Genomic DNA, 23691 nt, shown 5'->3' with positions numbered 1-23691 from the left:
AGGATATTCTAGGGAAGAAATGGTGCCCAGAAGAGGACTCGAACCTCCACGTCCATACGGACACTAGCACCTGAAGCTAGCGCGTCTACCAATTCCGCCATCTGGGCACGGGTTGGTGAGGCAGGCGTTTAGACCTGCTGCAAGGTACTGTCAACGGCGATTCTTCTGTTTCGAGCGATTTTTGGCCCCCTGTTTCTTGGGCTGAAACAGGGTTTGCGCCTTGCGTTTTGGGGGTCAAGAGGCGTATTTCTCTTGGCAGATTTCTGACCTCGGAGGGTTCCCATGCCGAAACTTGTGACCATCTATGGCGGTTCTGGCTTTGTCGGGCGGCACATCGCGCGGCGTATGGCGCAGGAAGGCTGGCTCGTGCGGGTGGCGGTGCGTCGTCCGAACGAGGCCATGTTCGTCAGACCCTATGGCGCGGTTGGGCAAGTGGAGCCGGTTCTTTGCAATATCCGTGACGATGCGTCCGTGGCCGCGGCGATGGCCGGGGCGGATGCGGTTGTGAACTGTGTCGGGGTGCTTGGCGAGCATCGCAAGAATACATTCGAAGCGGTTCAGGCCGAGGGCGCGGGCCGTGTGGCACGTCTCGCGGCGGAGGCCGGGATCGAGACGATGGTGCATGTGTCGGCAATTGGCGCAGATGCCGAATCCGACAGTGGCTATGCCCGCAGCAAGGCCGAGGGTGAGGCTAATGTTCTCGCGCATATGCCCAACGCGATGATTTTGCGCCCGTCGGTCCTGTTCGGGCCGGATGACAGTTTCTTCAATCGCTTTGCGTCGATGTCGCGGCTTGGTCCGATCCTGCCGCTCGTCGGGGCCGAGACGAAGTTTCAGCCGGTCTATGTCGATGACGTGGCCAAGGCGGCCGTGATGGGGATCAAGGGCGAGGCGACAGGCCTTTATGAGCTTGGCGGGCCGGATGTCGAAACGCTTCGGGATCTGATGAAAGAGATGCTCGAGGTGGTGCATCGTCGCCGTCTTATCCTCAATGTGCCGTTCTGGATTGCGCGCCTCATGGGGTTCGGGTTCGACATGGTGCAGGCGGTTCTCATGGGTCTCATCGAGAACAAGATCCTGACCCGCGATCAGGTCAAGCTCCTGCGCAAGGACAATGTTGTGTCGCAAGGGGCCAAGGGCTTTGTTGATCTCGGGATTGCCCCGGTCAATATGGGCGCGATCCTGCCGGATTACCTTTGGCGCTTCCGCCCATCAGGACAGTATGACGCGATCAAGGATTCGGCCCGGAACCTGCGCGCCTAAAGCACATACTCTCGAATGATTAAGGGGCGGATGCGAAAGTGTCCGCCCTATGTGTATGCGATGACGAGCAGCACAGCGCCGAGGATCACACGGTAGATCACGTAGGGCGTATAGCTCACCGATTTCAGAAGCCGCATCATGATGCCGAGGGCGAGCAGCGCGGCGACAAAGGCAAAAGCTGCGGCAATGGCGCCGTCGCGGGCGGTTGCCATGTCGGCATTGCCCGCGACCTCGATTCCGAGGAGCGTGCCGCTGGCGAGGATCGTCGGGATCGACATAAGCATGGCGATGCGGGCGGCCTCGCTCCGGCCATAGCCGAGGTAGCGCGCGCCGGTGATTGTGATGCCGGATCGGGAGGTGCCGGGAACAAGGGCCACGGCCTGCCAAAGGCCGAGAGTGATAGCATCGCGCAGGGACCAATCTTCGGTTGTTTTTTCGGATGCGCCCGTCTGATCGATCCACCACAGCACAAGACCGAAGCCGAGCATCGTCCAGCCGATCACCGTTATAGACCGCATAGCATCGCTCAGGCCCGTGAGCTTGAGGATAAGACCCGCGATGACGACCGGGATCGTCGCGATGATGAGAAGGAAGGCGAGGCGGCTTCCGGGTGTGTCGATCTTCCCAGTAAGAAGGCGCGGCAGGCCCGCGAGAGCGATCCGCACATCAGCCCAGAAAAAGAGCACGACGGCGCCCAAAGTGCCGACGTGAACCGCGACATCTATGGCCTGCCCCTGGTCGTCGAGGCCGGTGAGATTCGGCAAGAGAATCAGGTGCCCTGAGGAGCTTACAGGGAGAAACTCAGTCACGCCTTGGATAATGGCGACCAGTAGGATGTGAAAAAAGCTCATGGTGGGTGAGTCCTTTCGCCGTTTAACCTAGGGTATAAGCTATTGGAAATATTTAGAAAGTCCTAATTTATGTCCGAACCGGACATAAATGACGCCGGATTTCCGCCTATTGTTGCGGTGCAGCGACGATATTTCTTCATTTAGGTCAGCACATGTGACTTTATTCTTGTTTCGGCTTTATATAAAAGCGCGTGACCAAGATTATCAGGAGGCAGCTGTCGTGGCCAAGCAACCCATGCTGAAATTTGTGTCTGTTGAACGCACCATGCCGGAAAAGCGTGAGGCGGATGAGCGGGCAAAGGATTTCCACGAGATCTATGCGGAATACGCGGATGCGAAGGCGGCCGAACAGGCGAGCCGGTGCTCGCAATGTGGTGTGCCCTATTGCCAGTCGCATTGCCCTCTGCACAACAATATCCCGGATTGGCTTCGCATGACGGCGACTGGCCGTCTTGAAGAAGCCTACGCGATCAGCCAGGCGACCAACACCTTCCCGGAAATCTGTGGCCGTATCTGCCCGCAGGACCGTCTTTGCGAAGGCAACTGTGTGATCGAGCAATCGGGTCACGGCACGGTCACCATTGGTTCGGTCGAGAAATACATCACCGACACGGCATGGGAAAAAGGCTGGGTCAAGCCGATCTCCCCGGCGCAGGAGCGCCCCGAGAGCGTCGGGATCATCGGCGCGGGCCCCGGTGGTCTTGCGGCGGCGGACCGTCTGCGTCGCGCGGGCGTGCAGGTCACGGTCTATGACCGCTATGACCGTGCGGGCGGCCTTCTGACCTATGGTATTCCGGGCTTCAAGCTCGAGAAGGATATCGTCATGCGCCGCAATGCGCAGCTTGAAGAGGGCGGTGTCACCTTCAAGATGGACTGTAACGTGGGCGAGGACATCTCTTTCGATGAGATCCGCAAGGCACATGATGCAGTGATCATTGCGACGGGCGTCTACAAGACCCGCGATCTTAGCGGCCCCGGTTCGACCGCCAAGGGGATCGTGCGCGCGATTGATTACCTCACCTGTTCCAACCGTCTCAACTTTGGTGACACGGTCGCGGAATACGAGAGCGGCGAGCTTAATGCCGAGGGCAAAAAGGTTGTCGTCATCGGCGGCGGCGATACCGCGATGGACTGTGTGCGCACGGCGATCCGTCAAGGCGCGGAGAGCGTCAAATGTCTCTACCGTCGTGACCGCGCCAACATGCCCGGTTCGCAGCGCGAGACGCAGAACGCCGAGGAAGAGGGCGTCGTGTTCGAATGGCTTGCTGCGCCGAAGGGCTTTAGCGGCGATCCGGTCAACGGCGTGATGGTGCAGCGGATGCGCCTTGGTCTGCCGGATGTGACGGGCCGTCAATCGCCCGAAGTGATCGAGGGCGCGGATTACGTCGAAGAGGCCGATCTCGTCATCAAGGCGCTTGGCTTTGAGCCGGAAGACCTGCCGACCCTCTGGGATCAGCCGGAGCTTGAAGTGACCCGTTGGGGCACCGTCAAGGCCGAGTTCACCACAGGCGCGACCGCGATGGACGGGGTCTATGCCGTGGGCGACATCGTGCGCGGCGCGAGCCTTGTTGTTTGGGCGATCAAGGACGGGCGCGATTGCGCCGATGCGATCCTGGACCGCCTCAATGCGGGGGCCTCGGTGGCGGCAGAATAAGCGTTCTGTATCACGTCGGTATTACGTCGGTATTGCATCGGTGCGATTTAGAGAGCCGGAGAGACGGCCCCGCACCGAAGGTCAGCCAGCCTGACCAAAAGGATTGAGAAAGGGTTACACCATGACCAAGTATGATGAGAACTGGGTCCGCGAGGAAGAAGCCAAGCGCAAGTGGATGGCCGAGAACGGTCTCTATAGCGAAGAGGAAGAACATTCTTCCTGTGGCGTTGGCCTCGTCGTGTCGATTGATGGCAAACCGAGCCGCAAGGTTGTCGAGGCGGGGATCACCGCGCTCAAGGCGATCTGGCACCGGGGTGCGGTTGATGCTGATGGCAAGACCGGCGACGGCGCGGGCATCCACGTGCAGATCCCGGTTCCGTTCTTCTATGACCAGATTGAGCGCACCGGCCACAAGCCGCGCATGGACGAGCTTATTGCTGTTGGTCAGGTGTTCCTTCCGCGTACGGATTTCGGCGCACAGGAAGCCTGCCGGACGATCGTTGAGACCGAAGTCCTGCGGATGGGCTATCACATCTATGGCTGGCGCCACGTGCCGGTCGACACGACCTGCCTTGGTGAGAAGGCCAATGCAACGCGTCCCGAGATTGAGCAGATCCTGATCTCGAACGAGAAGGGTGTCGACGAAGAGACCTTTGAACGCGAGCTTTACGTGATCCGTCGTCGCATCGAGAAAGCGGCGCTGGCGGCGAATATCACCGGCCTCTACATTGCGTCTCTTTCCTGCCGGTCGATCATCTACAAGGGCATGATGCTCGCCGAACAGGTCGCGGTGTTCTACCCGGACCTCGAGGACGAGCGGTTCGAGTCGGCCTTTGCGCTTTATCACCAGCGCTATTCGACCAACACCTTCCCGCAGTGGTGGCTCGCCCAACCGTTCCGCATGTTGGCGCATAACGGCGAGATCAACACGCTCAAGGGCAACCTGAACTGGATGAAGAGCCATGAAATCCGCATGGCGAGCGCCTATTTCGGCGAGCTTGCGGATGACATCAAGCCGATCGTGCCGGGCGGTGCGTCGGATTCGGCCGCGCTTGACGGTGTGTTCGAGGTTTTCGTGCGCGCCGGACGGTCTGCGCCGATGGCCAAGACGATGCTTGTTCCGGAATCCTGGTCGCAGAGCGCGGTCGAACTGCCGGAAACGTGGCGCAACATGTATTCCTACTGCAACTCGGTCATGGAACCGTGGGACGGTCCGGCTGCGCTTGCGATGACGGACGGTCGCTGGGTCTGTGGCGGTCTTGATCGGAACGGCCTGCGCCCGATGCGCTATGTTGTGACGGGCGATGGCCTCCTGATCGCGGGCTCCGAGGTTGGCATGGTGCCGACCGATGAGGCGACGGTTGTGGAAAAAGGCGCGCTTGGTCCGGGGCAAATGATCGCCGTGGACATGAAAGAGGGCAAGCTGTTCCACGACAAGGAACTCAAGGACTGCCTTGCCAATGCGCGCCCCTATGACGAGTGGGTCGACAAGATCAAAGACCTTGAAGGCGACCTTGCCGACGTGCCGGAGAAGCCGATCTTCTCTGGGGCCGAACTGCGCAAGCGCCAGATCGCAGCGGGCTATACGATGGAAGAGCTCGAGCAGATCCTGTCGCCGATGGCAGAGGACGGGAAGGAATCGCTCGCTTCGATGGGTGATGACACCCCGAGCGCGGTTCTTTCGAAGAAATACCGCCCGCTGTCGCATTTCTTCCGCCAGAACTTTAGCCAGGTGACCAACCCGCCGATCGACAGCCTTCGCGAATACCGCGTGATGAGCCTCAAGACGCGGTTCGGCAACCTCAAGAACGTGCTCGACGAGGACGGCTCGCAGACGGAGATCGTCATGCTTGAGAGCCCGTTTGTCGGCAACGCGCAGTTCGACAAGCTTCTTGCGGCGTTTGACGACACGGTTGTACGGATCGACTGTACCTTTGGGGCGGGCGAGGGCGCGGGTGCGCTTCAGGCCGGACTCAAGCGGATCCGGGCCGAGGCCGAGGACGCGGTGCGCTCCGGCGCGGGCCACATCATCCTCAGCGACGAGGCACAGGGCGAGAGCCGCGTGGCGATGCCGATGATCCTTGCCACCAGCGCGGTGCATAGCCACCTGACGCGCAAGGGGCTTCGGACCTTCTGTTCGCTCAACGTGCGGTCGGCGGAATGTATCGACCCGCATTACTTTGCCGTGCTGATCGGCGCGGGTGCGACGGTCGTGAACCCCTATCTTGCAGAGGACAGCCTCGCCGACCGGATCGAGCGCGGGCTTCTCGAGATGGACCTGACCACCGCCGTTGCGAAATATCGTGAGGCGATTGACCAGGGTCTTCTCAAGATCATGGCGAAGATGGGTATTTCGGTCATCTCGTCCTATCGTGGCGGTCTCAACTTTGAGGCCGTGGGCCTGAGCCGTGCGATGTGTGCGGAATTCTTCCCCGGCATGACGAGCCGTATCTCCGGGATCGGGGTGAGCGGTATTCAGCGCAAGGTCGAGGAAATCCACGCGCAGGGCTTTGTCTCGGGGCAGGATGTGCTTCCGATTGGCGGCTTCTACAAGGCGCGGAAATCGGGCGAGACCCATGCTTGGGGCGCACAGACGATGCACCTCATGCAGGCGGCCTGTAACAAGGCGTCCTACGAGCTCTGGAAACAGTATTCGGGTGCGATGCGGAGCAATCCGCCGATCCACCTGCGCGACCTTCTCGACATCAAGCCCATCGGCAAGCCGATCCCGCTTGAAGAGGTCGAATCGATCACCGCGATCCGCAAGCGGTTCGTGACGCCGGGCATGTCGCTTGGGGCGCTTAGCCCGGAGGCGCATAAGACGCTCAACGTCGCGATGAACCGGATCGGGGCCAAGTCCGACTCGGGTGAGGGCGGGGAAGATCCGGCGCATTTCGTACCGGAGCCGAATGGCGACAACCCGTCGGCCAAGATCAAGCAGGTTGCGTCGGGGCGTTTCGGTGTCACCGCCGAATACCTCAACCAGTGTGAAGAGCTTGAGATCAAGGTCGCGCAGGGCGCCAAGCCCGGCGAGGGCGGTCAGCTTCCGGGGATGAAGGTCACCGACCTGATCGCGCGTCTGCGGCACTCGACGAAGGGCGTCACGCTCATCTCTCCGCCGCCGCACCACGATATTTACTCGATCGAAGACCTTGCGCAGCTGATCTATGACCTCAAGCAGATCAACCCGCGCTGTAAGGTGACGGTCAAGCTCGTCGCGTCGTCGGGTGTCGGCACGATTGCCGCCGGTGTGGCCAAGGCCAAGGCGGACGTGATCCTCATCTCGGGCCACAATGGCGGCACGGGTGCATCGCCGGCGACCTCGATCAAATATGCGGGTCTGCCGTGGGAGATGGGCCTTACCGAGGCGCATCAGGTTCTCGCAATGAACAACCTGCGCAGCCGTGTCACGCTTCGGACCGATGGCGGTCTGCGCACGGGTCGCGACATCGTCATGGCGGCGATGATGGGGGCCGAGGAATATGGCATCGGCACCGCGGCACTTATCGCGATGGGCTGTATCATGGTGCGTCAGTGCCAGTCGAACACCTGCCCGGTGGGCGTCTGCACGCAGGACCCGGAGCTTCGTGCGAAATATACCGGCAATGCCGATAAGGTCGTGAACCTCATCACCTTCTACGCGCAGGAAGTGCGCGAGATCCTCGCGTCGATCGGCGCGCGGACGCTGGACGAGGTGATCGGGCGCGCGGACCTTCTCGCGCAGGTGAGCCGGGGTGCCGCGCATCTCGATGATCTTGACCTGAACCCGCTCCTGATCACGGTCGATGGTGCGAAAGATATCGTCTATGACCGCAACAAAGAGCGTAACGCCGTGCCGGATACGCTCGATGCGGAGATCGTGCGCGATGCGCATCGCTTCCTCGAAGATGGCGAGAAGATGCAGCTTTCCTATGCGGTGCAGAACACGCACCGGACCGTGGGCACGCGCACCTCGAGCCATATCGTGCGCAACTTCGGTATGCGCAACGCGCTTCAGGACGATCACCTTACGGTCAAGCTTACCGGCTCTGCTGGTCAGTCGCTTGGTGCCTTTGCTGCGCCGGGCCTCAAGATCGAGGTTTCGGGCGATGCCAACGACTATGTCGGCAAGGGCCTTTCGGGCGGCACGGTTGTCGTGCGCCCGCCGCAGGTCAGCCCGCTCACGGCGTCGGACAACACGATTATCGGCAACACGGTGCTTTATGGCGCGACCGATGGGCATCTCTTTGCCGCGGGCCGCGCGGGCGAGCGTTTCGCCGTCCGTAACTCGGGCGCGAAAGTCGTGGTCGAGGGCTGTGGCTCGAACGGGTGTGAATACATGACAGGCGGCGTCGCCGTGATCCTTGGCGAGATTGGTGCGAACTTTGGCGCCGGCATGACCGGCGGCATGGCCTATCTTCATGATCCGGACGGCAAGGCGGAGAACGTCATGAACCTCGAGACGCTCGTCATCGGCCCGGTTGCAGTTCAGCATTGGGAAGACCAGCTCAAGGGCCTTATCGAACGCCATGTGCGCGAGACCGGAAGCCGCAAGGCCGCCGATATTCTTCAGCACTGGGACATCGAGAAGGCGAACTTCCTTCAGGTTTGCCCGAAAGAAATGCTGGCGCATCTGCCCGCACCGCTTACGCAAGAGCCAGAAGCGATGCCCGCAGAGTAGTCGCGGCACAGATCATCAGGATTGGCCCCGTCGAGAGCATCGGCGGGGCCTTTTCTTTGATGGGGGCGACATGGTGCCGGTTGCCTCGGCGCGCTGGGGGCCTTATTCCCGAGAGTATTTTGAGCAGCAGGGTTTCATGGCCAAGTCGAAGACCAAGAAAGCAAAGCGAATTGGCATTGGGGCACGTCTTTGGGGTCGCGTGCGCAGGCCGTTGCGGCAGATCGCTCTCTGGAGCGTGTCGATCCTGATTCTCTCGGTGCTTGTCTTCCGGATCATCAATCCGCCAACCACTATCACGATCCTGAGCGAGAAAGCCCGCCTTGGCGAGGTGGATCGCGAATGGGTCGCGATCGAGGAAGTGGCCCCGGTTCTCTTGCGGTCGGTCGTAGCAGCGGAAGACGCGAACTTCTGCCTGCATTGGGGATTCGACGTGCAGGCGATCAAGGCCGCGCTCGCCGAAGGTTCGGGGCGCGGGGCCTCGACCCTAAGCCAGCAGACGGTCAAGAATGTCTATCTCTGGCAAGGGCGGAGTTGGTTGCGTAAGGCGCTTGAGGCGCTGATCACACCCTTGGTCGAAATTGCATGGACCAAGAAGCGCATCCTAGAGGTCTATGTGAACGTGGCAGAGTTTGATGAGGGCGTGTTCGGGATCGAGGCGGCGGCACGGCATCACTTTGGGGTTGGGCCGGATGCCTTGACCCCGGTGCAGGCGGCGCGGCTCGCGGCGGTGCTGCCCTCGCCCAAGCGGTATTCCGCTGTCCGGCCGGGCAATGGTCTTCGGGCGCGGTCGGCGCAGATTCTCGATGGTGCAGAGACGATCCGCGTTGATGGCCGCGCAGATTGTTTCGCGGGCGGAGCCTAGGTTTTCGAGGATTGAAAACCGGACCCTGAACGGGCATTGAGGGAGGACCGTCCCAAAGCCTAGTGAAGTTTCGATGAATCGCCTGTTCCATTTCCCACTCTCACCGTTCTGCCGCAAAGTCCGCCTCACGCTGGCGGAGAAACGCATTGAGGTTGAACTTGTCGATGAACGGTATTGGGAACAGGATGCCGATTTCCTGCGCCGCAACCCGGCGGCAAAAGTCCCGGTTCTCAAGATCGACGGCAAGATGATGGCCGAGAGTATGGCGATCTGTGAGTATCTCGACGAGAAATACCCAGAGACGCCGCTCATGCCGAAAGATGTGGATGCACGCTATGAAGTGCGCCGCCTCGTGGCGTGGTTTGATGACAAGTTCCACCACGAGGTGACGTCGAAGCTCCTTTACGAGCGGGTCAACAAGAAGGTGATGGGCCTCGGCTATCCCGATAGCAAAAACGTCAAGGCGGGCGCGCAGAAGATCAAGTACCACCTCGATTACATGGCCTGGCTTCTCGATCATCGCCGCTGGCTTGCCGGGGATGCGATGAGCCTCGCAGATTTCGCTGCGGCCGCGCATCTGTCGTCGCTCGACTATATCTCGGACGTGGATTGGAACCGGTCGGCGGCGGTCAAAGATTGGTACGCCAAGATCAAGTCACGGCCTGCCTTCCGGTCGATCCTTGCCGACCAGATTCCGGGCTTCCCGCCGCCTGCGCACTATGCCGATCTCGACTTCTAAGGACGATCTCAAGGCGCGGCTTGTGGCCGAAGCCAAAGAGATCGGGTTCGATCTCTGCCGGATTTGCCGCCCCGACGCCGTGCCGCATGTGCCGGAAGGGTTGGCCGGGTTTCTGGGCAAAGGGTATCAGGGGCAGATGGGTTGGCTTGCCGACCGGGCGCATTGGCGGGGCGATCCGTCCGCGCTCTGGCCCGAGGCGCGGTCGGTCATCGTTCTTGGCGAAAGCTACACGCCCGCGCATGATCCCACGGCGGTGCATGGAGAGGCGGATCGCGGGGCGATCTCGGTTTATGCTCAGAACAAAGACTACCACGACCTCGTCAAAAAGCGGCTGAAGCGGCTTGCCCGATGGCTCATTGCCGAGACCGGGGACGCGACGCAGGTCAAGGTTTTTGTCGATACCGCGCCAGTGCCGGAAAAGCCCTTGGGACAGGCGGCGGGCTTAGGTTGGCAGGGGAAACATACCAACCTCGTGAGCCGCGATCTCGGGTCGTGGTTCTTTATCGGGTCGGTGTTCACGACGATAGAATTAGACCCTGATCCGGCGGAAATCGACCATTGTGGGTCTTGTCGTGCCTGTCTTGATGCCTGCCCGACCAACGCCTTTCCAGCACCGAACAAGATCGATGCGCGGCGCTGTATCTCTTACCTGACTATCGAACATCACGGACCGGTGGATCATGAATTCCGACCGCTGCTCGGGAATCGGATCTATGGCTGCGACGATTGTCTTGCCGCCTGTCCGTGGAACAAGTTCGCCGTCGAGGCGCGCGAGATGCGGTATCATGCGCGGGACGATCTGATTGCGCCAAAGCTCAGTGAGTTGGCGGCGCTTGATGATCCGGCGTTTCGGGCGAAGTTCTCGGGCAGTCCGATCAAGCGGATCGGGCGGAACAGGTTCGTGCGCAATGTGCTCTATGCCATCGGAAATAGCGGCGATCCGGCGTTTCTTGCCCAAGTGCGCAGATTGAAGGGCGACCCGGACGAGACGGTGGCCGATGCCGCGACTTGGGCGGAAGAGCGGCTTGCAAAGGTCGCAAACAGGCAGGATTAGAGCCTGATTTCAGGGCAGAACAAGCGCGCGAACAAGGGGACGATGCGATGACGGTAGCACTCGGCGTTGATACGGGCGGCACCTACACGGATGCGGTGTTGATCCGGGACGAGCGCGAGGTACTGGCCTCGGCCAAGGCGCTCACGACGCGCCACGACCTTGCCGAGGGGATCGGCAACGCGGTGGCGGCGGTTCTTGCAGAGGCCGGGATCGCGCCGGAGGAGATTTCCCTCGCCTCGCTTTCGACGACGCTTGCCACCAACGCTCTTGTCGAGGGACAGGGCGGGCGTGTGGCGTTGATCCTCATTGGTTTTGCCGAGAGTGACCTTGAAAAGCATGGTGTTCTGGACGCCTTGGCCGGTGATCCTGTGCTCATTCTACAGGGCGGGCATAATTACGCGGGCGAGCAGAAGACGCCGTTGGATGAGGAGAGCCTCGCAGCATGGCTTGCCGAACATGGTCAGGACGTATCGGGCTATGCGGTTGCGGCGCAGTTTGCGACGCGCAACCCGGCGCATGAGCAACGCGCCGCAGCGATGGTGCGCGAGATCACCAAGCGCCCCGTGAGCGCCTCGCATCACCTGTCTTCGAAACTCAACGGGCCGAAGCGGGCGCTGACGGCAGTGCTCAATGCCCGCCTGATCGGGATGATTGACCGGCTCATTTCGCGGGCCGAGGCGCGGCTGGGCGAACTTGGCGTGACCGCGCCCTTGATGGTGGTGCGGGGCGATGGGGCGCTTATCTCGGCGGAGTTCGCCCGGCGGCGTCCGATCGAAACGATCCTGAGCGGGCCGGCGGCGTCGATTGTCGGGGCGCGGTGGATGACGGGGGCAGTCGATGCGCTTGTGTCGGATATTGGCGGCACGACCACGGATATTGCCGTGCTGCGCGACGGGCGGCCCGCGATTGACCCAGACGGTGCACGGGTTGGTCCTTATCGCACGATGGTCGAGGCCGTGGCGATGCGGACCTTTGGGCTTGGCGGCGATAGCGAGGTACATTTCATCGGTGAGGGGCTCAAGGGCGGTGTGACGCTTGGGCCAAGGCGTCTTATGCCGGTGTCCCTTGTCGCGATGGAAGCGCCGGAGATCGTGCATCGCGCGCTGGACGCGCAACTTCGCCAGAGCGCTCCGGGGGAATATGACGGGCGGTTCGTGCGTGCCGTGCCGGGGATTGAGGCCGGGGGTCTCTCGCCGAAAGAGGCGGCGCTCCTTGAACGGATTGGCGCGGGTGTGAGGCCGGTGGGCGAGATCATTCGCACACGGATGGAGCAGAAGCCCCTGCGCCGCCTTGTCGAGCGCGGATTGGTGCAGATCGCGGGTGTCACGCCGTCGGACGCGAGCCATGTCCTCGGCACGGTTGCAGCGTGGGACAAGGAGGCGGCGGAAAAGGCGCTCTTGCTCTTTGGGCGGCGGCGCACGGGGTCGGGGAACCGGCTCGCGCCGGAGGCGGAAGACATGGCGCGGATCATCGTGGATCAGTTGACAGAACAGACCGTTCTGGCCTTGTTAGAGACTGCTTTTGCCGAGGAGGGGGAGGCCTTCGACCTCGCGCCAGAGGTGCTTGCGCGGCATGTGTTGATGCGGCGCGGTCTTGAGGGACACAAGGGGTTGGTGCGGATCGAGGCCGGGTTGAACCAGCCGGTGATCGGCCTTGGCGCCTCGGCGGGAAGCTATTACCCAGCGGTTGGTGCGCGGCTTGGCTGTGCGATGGAATTACCGCGCCATGCGGGGGTTGCGAACGCGATTGGCGCGGTCGTGGGGCGGGTGACGATCCGGCAAAGCGGCGAAGTCAGTGCGCCGGCCGAAGGGCGGTTCCGCGTGCATCTCGAGGCGGGGCCAGAAGATTTTGCAGAGTCAGAAAAGGCTCTAACTCGCCTTGAAACGCATCTTTCCGAGCTGGCCCGGCAAGAGGCCGAGGCAGCGGGAGCGGAAGGTATTCGCATCACCGTCACGCGCGATATCAAGACCGCCGAAACCGAAGGGCGCGAAGTTTTCATTCAGGCGAATATCTCGGTTGAGGCGTCGGGGCGGCCCCGGATCGCAGAAGGTTAAACCGGGTCGCCCCGGTCGAGTGCGCGCAGGAAGCGGGCGGCATCTTCGCGGTTGGCCGCGTGTTTCTCGTCGCTCATGTGCGATAGCGTTCGGTAGGGCATGGCAAGGCGCGGGTTTTGGCCGAGGGTTCCGGCGTTGCGGTCAAGGAAATCCCAGTAGAGATAGTTGAACGGACAGGCATCGGGGCCGTTCTTTTTCGTCGGGCTATAGCGGCAGGATTTGCAGTAGTCCGACATGCGATTGATATAGGCGCCGCTTGCGGCATAGGGCTTGGACGCGAGAAGCCCGCCATCGGCAAAGAGCACCATGCCCGTGACGTTCGGCATCTCGACCCATTCATAGGCATCGGCATAGACGATCAGATACCATTCGTTGACCTCTTCCGGCGACAGGCCCGCAAGGAGGGCGAAGTTGCCAAGTACCATGAGGCGTTGGATATGGTGGGCATAGGCCCATTTTCGGGTGTCTCCGACGCATTGCGCGAGGCAGTTCATCTGCGTCGGTGCGCCCCAGTAGAGCGGCGGCAGGGGGCGGTCGGCGTTGAGGGCATTCTCTGCGGCGTAGTCTGGCATCTCAAGCCAATAAATCCCGCGCACGAATTCGCGCCAGCCGAGGATTTGGCGGATGAAACCCTCGACCGCATTCAGGGGGGCGTGGCCTTTGTGATAGGCGCGTTCGGCGGCGCGGATGCATTCGATGGGCAGAAGCAGCCCACAGTTCAGGTAGAAGCCGAGATGGCTATGATACATCCACGGCTCGCCGGTGAGCATCGCATCCTGGTAGTCGCCAAACCGGGGAAGGCGGTGGGCGATGAAATGATCGAGCATCTTGCAGGCATCTGCGCGGGTCACGGCGAAATGAAACGGGCGTAGGTCGCCGAAGTGGTCCGGGAAGGCCTTGTCGACAAGGGAGAGGACGGCCTCTGTCATCTCGTCCGGTGCGATCTGATAGGGGTCGGGGATATTGAGCCCGTCCTTGGGTGGCTTGCGGTTCTCCGCGTCGTAGTTCCATTGCCCGCCGACAGGGTTCTTGCCGTCCATCAGAACGCCATGGCGCTTGCGCATCTCGCGATAGAAATACTCCATTCGCAGTTGCTTGCGCCCTTGGGCCCAGACGCGGAACGTCTCGTGGTCGCAGAGAAAGCGCGGATCTGGGAGGATATCGACGGCGAGGTTCAGGCGTTCAGACCATGTCTCGAACTCTGACGAAAGGCGGTATTCGCCTGGTTCAGTGACAGATACCGCGTCGAAATCCCCCTTGGAGAGTGTCTCGGCCACGGCGTCAAAGAGCGAGGCCACGGGCGCGGCGGGGTCATAGGCGATATAGGTCACGGTCCAGCCGAGGCTGCGCAATTCCTCGGCGAAATGGCGCATGGCAGAAAAGACCAGCGCGACCTTCTTCTTGTGGTGTTTGACATAAGTCGCCTCGCCAAGAACCTCGGCCATGAGGATCACATCGCGGGCGGGATCGCCCCCGGAAAGAACCGGGAGCGTGTGGGTGAGCTGATCCCCGAGGATCAGGCGCAGGGTTGATTTGCTCATGCCCGTGATACGCACGGGGAAGGGCGTTGGATCACCCGCGCTTGGGCAGAACCCAGTCGGGGCGCGGGAAATGGCAGGTATAGCCGTTGGGGTGTTTCTCGAGGTAGTCCTGATGTTCTTCCTCGGCCTGCCAGAAATCGCCGACCGGCGCGACCTCGGTCACGACTTTGCCGGGCCAGAGGCCGGAGGCTTCGACATCGGCAATGGTGTCGAGGGCCACGGCCTTCTGATCTTCGTTCACGTAGTAGATCGCCGAGCGGTAGGACATGCCGAGGTCATTGCCCTGACGGTTCTCTGTTGTGGGGTCGTGGATCTGAAAGAAAAACTCGAGGATCTCGCGATAGCTGATCTTGGCGGGATCAAAGAGGATCTCGATGCCTTCCGCATGGGTGCCGTGGTTGCGATAGGTCGCGTTGGGAACATCGCCGCCGGTATAGCCGACCCGGGTTCCCACGACGCCATTCATCTTGCGGATGAGGTCTTGCATCCCCCAGAAACAGCCCCCGGCGAGTACAGCGCGTTCAGTCATCTCAGATCTCCTCCACTTGCGGAATATAGGCGCCATAGCCCTCGGCCTCCATGTCGTCGCGATGCACAAAGCGCAGGCTTGCCGAGTTGATGCAATAGCGCAGGCCGCCCCGGTCGACGGGGCCGTCGGGGAAGACATGGCCAAGGTGGCTATCCCCATCACGCGAACGGACCTCGGTACGGATCATACCATGAGTCGCGTCGTGATGCTCGGTCACGTGGGTGGATTCGATGGGTTTGGTGAAACTTGGCCAGCCGCAGCCGGATTCGTATTTGTCGGACGACGCAAAGAGCGGTTCGCCAGAGACGATATCGACATAGATGCCCGGCTCCTTGTTATGCAGGTGTTCGCCGGTGCCGGGGCGTTCGGTGCCGCTCTGCTGGGTGACCCAGTATTGTTCCTCCGTGAGCGCAGCCACGGCTTCGGGGGTTTTTCGGTAGGTGGTCATCGCGGCCTCCATGTCCTGTTTTCGCCTGAATAGTAGATGGTGTGGCGGCGAGAAATACAAACGCCTTGTTACCAATCCTGACGCGAAGGTGATCTGATCGGGGCGGTGATGCGTATAGGCTTACAAAAAGGGAGTGTGTCATGCGCTATGTGGTTGCTTTTGTTTTCGCCCTCTTGGCCGCGCCGTTGAGCGCGCTTGAGCTCGACGCGCCGTTTCAGAATATCGATGGTGGTAGCCTTCGGATTTCCGACTGGGCCGGACAGCCTGTGCTTGTCGTGAACACGGCGTCGCGTTGTGGGTTCACGCCGCAATATGAGGGGCTTCAGGCGCTCTATGATCGCTATCGCGATGCGGGTCTTGTGGTGTTGGCCGTGCCGTCGGACGACTTTCGTCAGGAGCTTTCGAGCGACGAAGAGGTCAAGGCGTTTTGCGAGATGACCTATGGGATCGACATGCCGATGACCGGTGTCACCCATGTGAAGGGCAGCAAGGCGCATCCTTTCTTTGCCTCGCTCAAGAAGGAGGCCGGGTTCGCGCCGCGGTGGAACTTCAACAAGGTTCTGATCGCGCCGGACGGGTCGGTTGCGGCGACATATCGGTCCCGCACGCAGCCTCTTTCGGGCGCGATCACCAAGGAGGTCGAGGCGCTATTGGCGCAGTGACCTCCCTGTCTTCTTAGGCCATTGCCGCCTTGAGCGCGGTATCCATCAACGCCTTGATCCCGTCGCGCGAGGTTTCGGCGACGACGCGGCCAAGTTCTTCATCGCCACGCAGGACGACGAGAGTCGAGCGGCGCGGGATTTGCAGGCGGCGGGTCAGATCGTCCTTGGCGTAGTCGTCCCAATCCACATTGATGAAGGTGATGTTGGCCTCATACGCGGGGTCTTCGGCCTTGAGCGCGTTAATGACCTTTTCCTGTGCTTTACAGGTGCCGCACCAGCTTGCCTTGAAATCAAGGAAGACGGTTTCCCCGGCGGCGAGGCGCTCGTCGACGAGGCCGGGGGTATAGGCTGTGGCCGATGCGAGGGCGGCGCGGGGGAGCGCGAGGGTTGCGGCGGAGAGGGCAAGAAAGTCGCGACGTTTCATGGGCTTTTCCTTTTTGGTCAGAGGGAAACAGAGAGGTTGAGGAGCCAGTCCGGCATCACGCCAAGGAGCCATGCCTCGACCATGTGATGCAGGTTGAAGAGAAGGGCGAGGCCGACAGCGACAAAGACAACCCCCATCGCCGGGCGCGCGGCATGGGCGATGCGGCGCATGAGGGCTTGGCGGCGTTGCAGGGCCGATCGCGCGCCGTAGCCAAGGACGAGGATGATCGTCGAGACGCCGAGGGCGAAGGCGACCATGATAAGGCCGGCCCAGAAGAGATCATTGCCTTGGCTCGCCAGAGAAATCGCGCCGCCGAGGGTCGGGCCGACGCAGGGGCTCCAGACCGCGCCGAGCAGCATACCGCCAAGAAACTGCCCGCGCAGCGTTGAGCGATCGACGGTATCGAGGCCGCTATCGGCGGAGGCTGCGACGCCCGCCGTCGCCGTTGTGAAGGCGGCAGAAAAGCGCGGCACGAGAAGCACGAGGCCGAAGGCGACCATCAGAGCGGCGCCGCCCTTGGCGATGTCTTCTTGGGTCAGCCCGAGCGCATAGCCGAAGGCTGTGACGCCGAGGCCAAGCACCACGAAAGAGAGCGACATGCCGAGGGCAAGAAAGGCCGGGCCATGGCGCGATGCCTGTAGCGCGGTGGCCAACACGATGGGCAACACCGGCAGGACGCATGGGTTGATCAGGGTCAGCAGACCAGCGGCATAGGCAAAAACGAGTTCCATATAAAGGACATGCCGCGATGGGGCTGTCCTGTCATCTCAAAGCTTCTGACGCGGGATCACTTGGGCGTGTGGGTTTGTTTCGAAAGCTGCACGGCGAGGATCCCTGCCGAGATGATGGCGACGCCGATTACGTCCATGACCCCAAGGGCTTCGCCAAGGAGGAGCGCAGCGATGGCGACGCCGAAGAAGGGATTGAGGAAGTGGAAGGTTGCGGCCTTCACGGCCCCGATCCGGGCGACAAGCGCGAACCAGATGAAGGTCGCAAGCAGGCCCGGCGCGAAGATCGTGTAGGTCAGCGCGGTGATCATTTTCGGGTTCCAGTTGAACTCCCACGTCTCGAAGAGAAGCGAGGCGAAGAAGAGCACGATGGCGCCGACGAACATCTGTAGGCCGACGATCATCATCATATTGCCGCTCGCCGTGACGCCGCGCATGGTCAGGGTGGCGACGGCAAGGGCGACGGCGCCGATCAGGCAATAGGCGATGCCGAGCATATCGACCCCGGCGCTCATTCGGGAGCCCATGATGAGGATCACCCCGGCAAAGCCGAGGACGAGGCCGAGTGCGGCAAGTTTGGTCAGTCTTTCCGACAGGAAAGCCCAGCCTGCAAAGGCCACGATGAGCGGCATGGAGGAGGCGATGATCGAAGCGAGCGAGGCTTCGACCGTGGTCATGGCGAGGAAATTCAGGCCGAGATAGAGCGCGTTCTGGCAGAGGCCAAAGACGAAGGTTGCGCGCCATTGTTCGCGGGTCAGGTTCCAGTTCTGGCCCATGGCGCGGGCGATGAGGACGCCGATGATGCCGGCGATGGCGAAGCGGATGGCGGAGATCGCAAAGGGCGGGGCATCGGCGACGATGATGCGGGCAGAGGTGAAGGCCGAGGACCAAATGAGGGCAAAGAGGAGGCCCATGCCGATTGCGCGAATGTCCATGGGCTTTGCCTCACATGTTAATCTTGCCGGGATGTAAACGCATTGTGCGCCGGGCTGCAAGCAGCCGGGCGAATCACCCGCGCGTCGCCGTGGTTAACAAAGGCCCACATGGGAAAATCGCGGCTCGGTATCGCGTCGGTATCACGTCGGTATTGCGGTGGTGTGCGAGACGGTGAACCCCGTCCTTACCGCAACGTGCGATGGTAAATCAGCCGTGCGGACGCAACGCGAACTCGATCACCTGCACCTCGTCCGAGAGCGTGATTTCTGGGTAGTGCTCACGCATCCCTTCGAGCATGACGGGATCAGGCCAGTCTTTGGCTCGGCCGACAAAGGCGGCGGCCTTGGACAGCGGCATATCGGTGCAGCGCGTGGCGGTCACGTTGACGGTTTTCGAGGGGTCGCCCTCCATGACAAACCGCAGGGGGCCGGGAACGATCCGCGCCTCGCGCCAACGGATGGTCGAGGTCTTGGCGCCGCTCAGGATCTCGGGGAAGAGCCGGTCCACGACAAGGAGCGTCTGCGCCGGGATTGGCCCGGTCATGCCATATCGTCGGCGTGGGAGGAGGACATTTCGCGGAAGCGTTCGAACATCATCACGTATTCCGCCGGGATGTCGCGGAAGGAGAGCAGGCCAACCAAGCGGCCGTCTTCCAGTACCGGCAGATGGCGGAAGGCATCGCCAAGTTTCGCGGCGAGCGCGTCGGACACCTTGTCGTCAATCCCGACGGTGACGGGGTCGGGGGTCATGACCTCGGCGGCAGTCGCGGTATCGGAGGCAAGCCCGGCTGCCGTGCCTTTGAAAACGATGTCGCGTTCGGAGATGATCCCGACAAGCGCATTGCCGGAGAGAACAGCCACAGCGCCGACCCGTTTCTCGGCCATGAGCCGCGCCGTCTCGCGCAGCGTGGTGTCGGGGGTCACGGAATAGACGGGGCGCGTGCCAAGGATCTTGCGGAGGGTTGTTGTCATCGTGGGTCTCTTTCTTTTTGCCACTATGAGACGCGGAAAAGGACGCTGCAACACAAGAAAAAAGGGCCGCCGAAGCGACCCTTTTCGGAATATCCAGATCTTGAAGGGATCAGCCGTTGACGCTGTCCTTCAGGGCCTTCGCGATGGTCATTTTGACCACTTTGTCGGCGTCTTTCTTGATCTGCTCGCCGGTGGCGGGGTTGCGCACCATGCGCTCGGGGCGCTCGCGGCAGTAGATCTTGCCGACGCCCGGAAGGGTCACGGCACCGCCGCCCGACACTTCGCGGGTGATCACGGCGCACACGGCTTCGAGTGCGGCGTTAGCGGATTTTTTGTCTGCGCCCATTTCTTCGGCCAGAGCGGCAACGAGTTGGGTCTTGGTCATCGGTTTTGCCATATTACAGGTCTCCTGTTCTGCCCGAAGTTGGGCCTCGTGCCGGGCATTTAAGGGGATATGAACCGGGAACACAACGAATTGTCAGACGAAAAATTGCGAAAAACAGCGGTTATCCACCGATTTTTGACCAAAAGGGCTGAAAATTTGGGGTTTGCCGTCGCGACAGGGCCGAATAGGCGGGAAAATACGCGTTCTCGGAGAGGTTGCGCCGGGGGTGCTTCGCGCGGCGTTGACAGGGGAGACAGGTGCGATCAAGGCTTCGCTCGGTAGGATTGCAGGTTGTGGGAGGCCCCTATGGATTACGACGCCGTTGGCCCGGCAGAGTTCGGCGCGTCGCTGCGCGGGATTGGGTTGAACCTCTTGGTGCGGGATGTGACCGCCCATTGCACCCTTCTCAAGACGGTGTTCGGGATCGAGGCGTTTCAGCCGACGGCGGATTTCGCGATCCTGCGCTATGGGGATCAGGTCTTTCAGATTCATAGCGATGCCACCTATGCGACCAATCCGCTCCTCGGGCTTCTGCCGGAGGCCCCGCCACGCGGCGCGGGGATCGAGATTCGGCTCTATGATACGGACCCGGACGAGGCGGTGGTGCGGGGCGAAGAGGCCGGGATGCATGTGCTTCAACCGCCTACGGACAAGCCGCACGGGCTACGAGAAGCCTATCTCTTGTGCCCGGATGGCTATGCATGGGTGCCGTCGCGGGCCCTTTAGATTTCTCTTTGCAAAGCGCGGGCCGGGCGGGCAGGCTCGGACGGGTGAGAGCAAGGAGAGACGAGATGAGCGTGACCGACATTCGGCCCAACATGGATTTCTGGCAAGAGCGGGTCGACCTCGCGGCGGCGTTCCGTTGGACCGCGCGGCTTCATATGCATGAGGGCGTGGCGAACCACTTCAGCCTTGCGATCAACGAGGACGGCACAAAGTTCCTCATGAACCCCAACCAGATGCATTTCAGTCGTATCAAGGCGAGCGACCTGATCGTGGTCGATGCCAATGATCCCGAGACGCTTGAGGGGCCAGATGCACCGGACCCGACGGCCTGGGGGTTGCATGGGGGGATTCACCGCCATTGCCCGCATGCGCGTTGTGCGATGCATGTGCATTCAATCCATGCGACGGTCTTGGCGAGCCTTGCCGATAGCGCTCTGCCGCCGATCGACCAGAACTGTGCCACGTTTTTCAATCGCTATGTGATCGACGATGGCTATGGCGGGTTGGCGTTCGAGAGCGAGGGGGAGCGCTGTGCCGCGCTTCTCACCGATCCGAAGAAGAAGGTCATGATCATGGGCAACCACGGGATCATGATTATCGGCGAGACCGTCGCGGAGACCTTCAACCGGCTCTATTATTTCGAGCGCGCGGCGGAGACCTACATTCGCGCGTTGCAGACGGGGCGGCCCCTGCGGGTCTTGTCCGACGAGGTGGCGGAAAAGACGGCGCAAGAGCTTGAGGATTACCCCGAGCAGGACGCGCGCCATTTGGCCGAGTTGAAAGCGATCTTGGACGAAGAAGGGTCGAGCTACGCGCGCTGACGCAAGGCGCGCGGGGTTGTGGCGAATTCCGCCCGAAAAGCGCGGGTCATGGCGGCGGGGTCGTCATAGCCGCTCCGCAGGGCGATCTCGGCAATGGAGAGATCACTGTCGAGGGTCAGCTTGCGCGCAAGGTTGAGGCGCAGGCGGCGGTAGACCTTGGCCGGGGCGGCGCCGAGCGTGGCCCGCATCCGCGCCTCGAGAGATTTCTGCGACAGGCCTGCGCGCCGCGCGACTTCGGGGATGGGAAGGGGATCTTCGAGGTGATCCTGCATAAAAGCCAGCGCGCGATTGACCGCGCGGCTTGCGGGACGGGCGCTATGAGAGCGGGCGGAGTCGCGGGTCATGAAAAGCTGGGCCACCTCGAGGGCAAGAGCGTGGCCGTGATCGGCGGCGATCCTGTCCATCACAAGGTCAAACGCGGCCATAGCGCCGGAACATGTCACCCGCGCGCCGTCGATGACAAAGCGGGCGCGCTCCGTTGTGATCTCGGGGAACCGTTCGGAGAAGGCGGTCAGTTCTTCCCAGTGGATCGTGGCGCGCGACCCATTGAGAAGCCCGGCCTCGGCCAAGAGCCAGCTTCCGGTATCGAGCCCTGCGAGGGTCTTGAAGCGCGGCGCGGCGGCGCGCAGGGCCGCTCCGGTCTTCCAATCAGCATGGGCGCGAAAGCCGTAGGAGGGCATCACCACAAGCCAATCGCCCCGCGCCCCCGCCACACCACGATGCGGCGTCACGGGCAACCCGCTTGACGAGGCAACGGGCGCACCAGAGAGCGACAGGAACTCCCAGCTATAGAGCGCTCTGCGCGAGAGCGTGTTGGCGGCGCGCAGGGGTTCGACCGTGTTGGCAAGGCAATGGTTGGAGAAGCCCTCGAAAAGGAGGACGCCGAAATGCTGCGAAGCGGCGGATGTTTTTTCCCATTTCTGCATGATTGAAGGGTAATTCTGCATGAAGGTTTGCGGCAAGCGGTTTCTCATGGGGGGAACCAGAGGGAGAGCCGCATGCATTTCGCGATGACCGAGGAACAGGCGATGATCGTCGAGACGACACGCGCCTTTGTCGAGACCGAGCTATACCCGCACGAGGCAGAGATCGAGCGCACCGGGCATCTTGATATGGACGTGGTGCGCGAGGTTCAGGCCAAGGCGATGGAGGCAGGGCTATACGCCGCCAACATGCCCGAAGAAGTTGGCGGCGCGGGGCTCGATACGCTGAGCTGGCTTCTTTATGAAAAAGAGCTTGGGCGGGCGAATTACGCGCTGCATTGGACAGGAGTGGCGCGGCCGTCGAATATCCTTTTGGCCGGGACCGAGGCGCAGAAGGAGAAATACCTTTTCCCCTGTATGCGCGGCGAGAAATGGGACTGTCTTGCCATGACGGAGCCGGGGGCGGGGTCGGACCTGCGCGGTATGCGGGCAAGTGCGCGACGCGACGGCGGCGACTGGGTTCTCAACGGCACCAAGCATTTCATCAGCCATGCCGACATCGCCGATTTTGCCATCGTGTTCATGGCGACGGGCGAAGAAGAGACACCGCGTGGACCAAAGAAGAAGATCACGGCGTTCTTCGTCGACAAGGGCACGCCGGGGTTCACCGTCCGCGAAGGGTATCGGAATGTCTCGCACCGGGGCTATTCCAACGCGGTGATGGAGTTTGACGATTGCCGCCTGCCGGATGCGGCCGTGCTCGGCGAGGTCGATAAGGGATTCGAGGTCGCCAATACCTGGCTCGGCGCGACGCGGTTGCAGGTCGCGGCAACCTGTCTGGGCCGGGCCGACCGGGCGCTTGGCCATGCGGTCTCTTATGCTGCCGAGCGCAAACAGTTCGGCCAGCAAATCGGCAAGTTTCAGGGCGTGTCCTTTAAGCTCGCCGATATGGCGCTCGAGTTGAAGGCGGCGGAATTGCTCACATGGGAAGCCGGGTGGAAATTCGATCAGGGCACGGTCTCTGAGGCGGATATGGCGATGGCCAAGTTGAAGGCGACAGAGATGCTTGCCTTCGTGGCCGATGAGGCGATCCAGATTCACGGCGGGATGGGGCTGATGGACGAGCTGCCGCTTGAACGGATCTGGCGCGATGCGCGGGTCGAGAGGATCTGGGAAGGCACAAGCGAGATTCAGCGCCACATCATCAGCCGCGAGCTTTTGCGGCCACTGGGGGGATGAGATTTCATGCCTCCGGCGGGGATATTTCTGGCAAGAGGAAAAGGGGGTGCCGCGAAAGCACCCCCCACGGAAAAGGCGATGCCTCTTCCCCTTGCACGGCCATCGGCGTCCCCGCCTGTGCCGCAAGACCATCGTGGCGCATTAAGGTTAATGCTACGTGTCTTCCTCTTGCTGAAAATATCCCCGCCGGAGGCTCCGACATTTCCATCACAGACCGAGGT

At 61.7% G+C, this 23691-nt stretch carries 22 protein-coding genes and 1 tRNA gene; 11 read left to right on the top strand and 12 right to left on the bottom strand.

The features are described 5' to 3' along the window. Positions 1-20: 20 nt before the first annotated feature. Positions 21-107, bottom strand: a tRNA-Leu gene (locus R1W01_RS07075). A 175-nt stretch (positions 108-282) separates the two neighbouring features. Between R1W01_RS07075 and R1W01_RS07070 the strand changes: the two genes are divergently transcribed. Then, the gene (locus R1W01_RS07070) at positions 283-1263 is read left to right on the top strand and encodes a complex I NDUFA9 subunit family protein (protein WP_297754895.1); all 981 of its coding nucleotides are present in this window, start codon (positions 283-285) and stop codon (positions 1261-1263) included. A gap of 47 nt (positions 1264-1310) precedes the next feature. Here R1W01_RS07070 and R1W01_RS07065 read toward each other — a convergent pair whose 3' ends face one another. After that, positions 1311-2114, bottom strand: coding sequence for an undecaprenyl-diphosphate phosphatase (locus R1W01_RS07065; RefSeq protein ID WP_297754898.1), 804 nt, complete (start codon positions 2112-2114; stop codon positions 1311-1313). 220 nt (positions 2115-2334) lie between these two features. Here R1W01_RS07065 and R1W01_RS07060 point away from each other — a divergent pair, with 220 nt between their 5' ends. The 6 genes from R1W01_RS07060 (at position 2335) to R1W01_RS07035 (ending at position 13137) form a co-directional block, all read left to right on the top strand. Beyond that, positions 2335-3768 carry an NAD(P)-dependent oxidoreductase gene (locus R1W01_RS07060; RefSeq protein ID WP_297754901.1) on the top strand — a complete coding sequence of 478 codons (1434 nt, stop codon included), beginning with the start codon at positions 2335-2337 and terminating at the stop codon, positions 3766-3768. A 121-nt stretch (positions 3769-3889) separates the two neighbouring features. Continuing rightward, positions 3890-8428, top strand: coding sequence for a glutamate synthase large subunit (gltB, locus tag R1W01_RS07055; RefSeq protein WP_297754904.1), 4539 nt, complete (start codon positions 3890-3892; stop codon positions 8426-8428). A 136-nt stretch (positions 8429-8564) separates the two neighbouring features. Further along, positions 8565-9290 (top strand): monofunctional biosynthetic peptidoglycan transglycosylase, encoded by a 726-nt coding sequence (gene mtgA, locus R1W01_RS07050; protein ID WP_243613626.1) that lies wholly within the window; start codon positions 8565-8567, stop codon positions 9288-9290. A 73-nt stretch (positions 9291-9363) separates the two neighbouring features. Beyond that, positions 9364-10029, top strand: coding sequence for a glutathione S-transferase family protein (locus R1W01_RS07045; protein ID WP_243613625.1), 666 nt, complete (start codon positions 9364-9366; stop codon positions 10027-10029). Next, on the top strand, positions 10010-11083 hold the full coding sequence (gene queG / locus R1W01_RS07040; RefSeq protein ID WP_297754914.1) for a tRNA epoxyqueuosine(34) reductase QueG: 1074 nt from the start codon (positions 10010-10012) through the stop codon (positions 11081-11083). The genes R1W01_RS07045 and queG overlap by 20 nt, the downstream gene beginning before the upstream one ends. A 47-nt stretch (positions 11084-11130) precedes the next feature. Then, positions 11131-13137 (top strand): hydantoinase/oxoprolinase family protein, encoded by a 2007-nt coding sequence (locus tag R1W01_RS07035; protein ID WP_297754916.1) that lies wholly within the window; start codon positions 11131-11133, stop codon positions 13135-13137. On the opposite strand, the gene R1W01_RS07030 is transcribed toward R1W01_RS07035, so the two are convergent. The 3 genes from R1W01_RS07030 to msrB are packed head-to-tail and all read right to left on the bottom strand — an operon-like array spanning position 13134 to position 15655. Next, positions 13134-14678: a cryptochrome/photolyase family protein gene (locus R1W01_RS07030; protein WP_317275173.1), complete on the bottom strand. Its 1545-nt coding sequence runs from the start codon at positions 14676-14678 to the stop codon at positions 13134-13136. The genes R1W01_RS07035 and R1W01_RS07030 overlap by 4 nt on opposite strands. Before the next feature lie 31 nt (positions 14679-14709). Further along, positions 14710-15207: a peptide-methionine (S)-S-oxide reductase MsrA gene (gene msrA, locus R1W01_RS07025; RefSeq protein WP_243613621.1), complete on the bottom strand. Its 498-nt coding sequence runs from the start codon at positions 15205-15207 to the stop codon at positions 14710-14712. 1 nt (position 15208) lies between these two features. Continuing rightward, the gene (gene msrB, locus R1W01_RS07020) at positions 15209-15655 is read right to left on the bottom strand and encodes a peptide-methionine (R)-S-oxide reductase MsrB (protein ID WP_297754923.1); all 447 of its coding nucleotides are present in this window, start codon (positions 15653-15655) and stop codon (positions 15209-15211) included. A gap of 140 nt (positions 15656-15795) precedes the next feature. Here msrB and R1W01_RS07015 point away from each other — a divergent pair, with 140 nt between their 5' ends. Then, a complete protein-coding gene (locus R1W01_RS07015) occupies positions 15796-16317 on the top strand; it encodes a glutathione peroxidase (protein ID WP_297754926.1) in 522 nt (173 codons plus the stop codon). 13 nt (positions 16318-16330) lie between these two features. On the opposite strand, the gene R1W01_RS07010 is transcribed toward R1W01_RS07015, so the two are convergent. From R1W01_RS07010 to R1W01_RS06985, 6 genes are all read right to left on the bottom strand, one after another. Then, positions 16331-16741: a thioredoxin family protein gene (locus R1W01_RS07010; RefSeq protein ID WP_297754929.1), complete on the bottom strand. Its 411-nt coding sequence runs from the start codon at positions 16739-16741 to the stop codon at positions 16331-16333. 17 nt (positions 16742-16758) lie between these two features. After that, positions 16759-17472: a cytochrome c biogenesis CcdA family protein gene (locus R1W01_RS07005; protein ID WP_243613617.1), complete on the bottom strand. Its 714-nt coding sequence runs from the start codon at positions 17470-17472 to the stop codon at positions 16759-16761. A gap of 56 nt (positions 17473-17528) precedes the next feature. Continuing rightward, positions 17529-18404, bottom strand: a complete 876-nt coding sequence (locus tag R1W01_RS07000) for a DMT family transporter (RefSeq protein ID WP_297754932.1) — start codon at positions 18402-18404, stop codon at positions 17529-17531. 208 nt (positions 18405-18612) lie between these two features. Beyond that, positions 18613-18948 (bottom strand): ASCH domain-containing protein, encoded by a 336-nt coding sequence (locus R1W01_RS06995; protein WP_297754936.1) that lies wholly within the window; start codon positions 18946-18948, stop codon positions 18613-18615. Beyond that, positions 18945-19376, bottom strand: coding sequence for a CBS domain-containing protein (locus tag R1W01_RS06990; RefSeq protein WP_297754939.1), 432 nt, complete (start codon positions 19374-19376; stop codon positions 18945-18947). Before R1W01_RS06990 ends, R1W01_RS06995 begins: the two co-directional genes overlap by 4 nt. Before the next feature lie 109 nt (positions 19377-19485). After that, positions 19486-19773 carry an HU family DNA-binding protein gene (locus R1W01_RS06985; RefSeq protein WP_243613613.1) on the bottom strand — a complete coding sequence of 96 codons (288 nt, stop codon included), beginning with the start codon at positions 19771-19773 and terminating at the stop codon, positions 19486-19488. 294 nt (positions 19774-20067) lie between these two features. On the opposite strand from R1W01_RS06985, the gene R1W01_RS06980 reads away from it, so the two are divergent. Further along, positions 20068-20487, top strand: a complete 420-nt coding sequence (locus tag R1W01_RS06980) for a glyoxalase (protein ID WP_243613612.1) — start codon at positions 20068-20070, stop codon at positions 20485-20487. A 65-nt stretch (positions 20488-20552) separates the two neighbouring features. Next, positions 20553-21308, top strand: a complete 756-nt coding sequence (locus R1W01_RS06975) for a class II aldolase and adducin N-terminal domain-containing protein (protein ID WP_297754945.1) — start codon at positions 20553-20555, stop codon at positions 21306-21308. On the opposite strand, the gene R1W01_RS06970 is transcribed toward R1W01_RS06975, so the two are convergent. After that, a complete protein-coding gene (locus R1W01_RS06970) occupies positions 21296-22234 on the bottom strand; it encodes a GlxA family transcriptional regulator (RefSeq protein WP_297754948.1) in 939 nt (312 codons plus the stop codon). The two genes, R1W01_RS06975 and R1W01_RS06970, sit on opposite strands and share 13 nt — an antisense overlap. 72 nt (positions 22235-22306) lie before the next feature. On the opposite strand from R1W01_RS06970, the gene R1W01_RS06965 reads away from it, so the two are divergent. Beyond that, positions 22307-23470, top strand: coding sequence for an acyl-CoA dehydrogenase family protein (locus R1W01_RS06965; RefSeq protein ID WP_297754951.1), 1164 nt, complete (start codon positions 22307-22309; stop codon positions 23468-23470). The last annotated feature ends 221 nt before the right edge of the window (positions 23471-23691 follow it).

It is taken from the genome of Shimia sp. FJ5 (genome assembly GCF_032918335.1).
GTDB lineage: Bacteria > Pseudomonadota > Alphaproteobacteria > Rhodobacterales > Rhodobacteraceae > Shimia > Shimia aestuarii_A.
This window is presented reverse-complemented; position numbering and strand designations above follow the sequence as displayed.

What these genes read in the sequence shown, in the direction of transcription:
- R1W01_RS07070 (WP_297754895.1), top strand. Translation starts at nt 283, where the DNA reads ATGCCGAAACTTGTGACCATCTATGGCGGTTCTGGCTTTGTCGGGCGG.
- R1W01_RS07065 (WP_297754898.1), bottom strand. Translation starts at nt 2,114, where the DNA reads ATGAGCTTTTTTCACATCCTACTGGTCGCCATTATCCAAGGCGTGACT.
- gltB (WP_297754904.1), top strand. Translation starts at nt 3,890, where the DNA reads ATGACCAAGTATGATGAGAACTGGGTCCGCGAGGAAGAAGCCAAGCGC.
- mtgA (WP_243613626.1), top strand. Translation starts at nt 8,565, where the DNA reads ATGGCCAAGTCGAAGACCAAGAAAGCAAAGCGAATTGGCATTGGGGCA.
- R1W01_RS07045 (WP_243613625.1), top strand. Translation starts at nt 9,364, where the DNA reads ATGAATCGCCTGTTCCATTTCCCACTCTCACCGTTCTGCCGCAAAGTC.
- queG (WP_297754914.1), top strand. Translation starts at nt 10,010, where the DNA reads ATGCCGATCTCGACTTCTAAGGACGATCTCAAGGCGCGGCTTGTGGCC.
- R1W01_RS07035 (WP_297754916.1), top strand. Translation starts at nt 11,131, where the DNA reads ATGACGGTAGCACTCGGCGTTGATACGGGCGGCACCTACACGGATGCG.
- R1W01_RS07030 (WP_317275173.1), bottom strand. Translation starts at nt 14,678, where the DNA reads ATGAGCAAATCAACCCTGCGCCTGATCCTCGGGGATCAGCTCACCCAC.
- msrA (WP_243613621.1), bottom strand. Translation starts at nt 15,207, where the DNA reads ATGACTGAACGCGCTGTACTCGCCGGGGGCTGTTTCTGGGGGATGCAA.
- msrB (WP_297754923.1), bottom strand. Translation starts at nt 15,655, where the DNA reads ATGACCACCTACCGAAAAACCCCCGAAGCCGTGGCTGCGCTCACGGAG.
- R1W01_RS07015 (WP_297754926.1), top strand. Translation starts at nt 15,796, where the DNA reads ATGCGCTATGTGGTTGCTTTTGTTTTCGCCCTCTTGGCCGCGCCGTTG.
- R1W01_RS07010 (WP_297754929.1), bottom strand. Translation starts at nt 16,741, where the DNA reads ATGAAACGTCGCGACTTTCTTGCCCTCTCCGCCGCAACCCTCGCGCTC.
- R1W01_RS07005 (WP_243613617.1), bottom strand. Translation starts at nt 17,472, where the DNA reads ATGGAACTCGTTTTTGCCTATGCCGCTGGTCTGCTGACCCTGATCAAC.
- R1W01_RS07000 (WP_297754932.1), bottom strand. Translation starts at nt 18,404, where the DNA reads ATGGACATTCGCGCAATCGGCATGGGCCTCCTCTTTGCCCTCATTTGG.
- R1W01_RS06995 (WP_297754936.1), bottom strand. Translation starts at nt 18,948, where the DNA reads ATGACCGGGCCAATCCCGGCGCAGACGCTCCTTGTCGTGGACCGGCTC.
- R1W01_RS06990 (WP_297754939.1), bottom strand. Translation starts at nt 19,376, where the DNA reads ATGACAACAACCCTCCGCAAGATCCTTGGCACGCGCCCCGTCTATTCC.
- R1W01_RS06985 (WP_243613613.1), bottom strand. Translation starts at nt 19,773, where the DNA reads ATGGCAAAACCGATGACCAAGACCCAACTCGTTGCCGCTCTGGCCGAA.
- R1W01_RS06980 (WP_243613612.1), top strand. Translation starts at nt 20,068, where the DNA reads ATGGATTACGACGCCGTTGGCCCGGCAGAGTTCGGCGCGTCGCTGCGC.
- R1W01_RS06975 (WP_297754945.1), top strand. Translation starts at nt 20,553, where the DNA reads ATGAGCGTGACCGACATTCGGCCCAACATGGATTTCTGGCAAGAGCGG.
- R1W01_RS06970 (WP_297754948.1), bottom strand. Translation starts at nt 22,234, where the DNA reads ATGCAGAAATGGGAAAAAACATCCGCCGCTTCGCAGCATTTCGGCGTC.
- R1W01_RS06965 (WP_297754951.1), top strand. Translation starts at nt 22,307, where the DNA reads ATGCATTTCGCGATGACCGAGGAACAGGCGATGATCGTCGAGACGACA.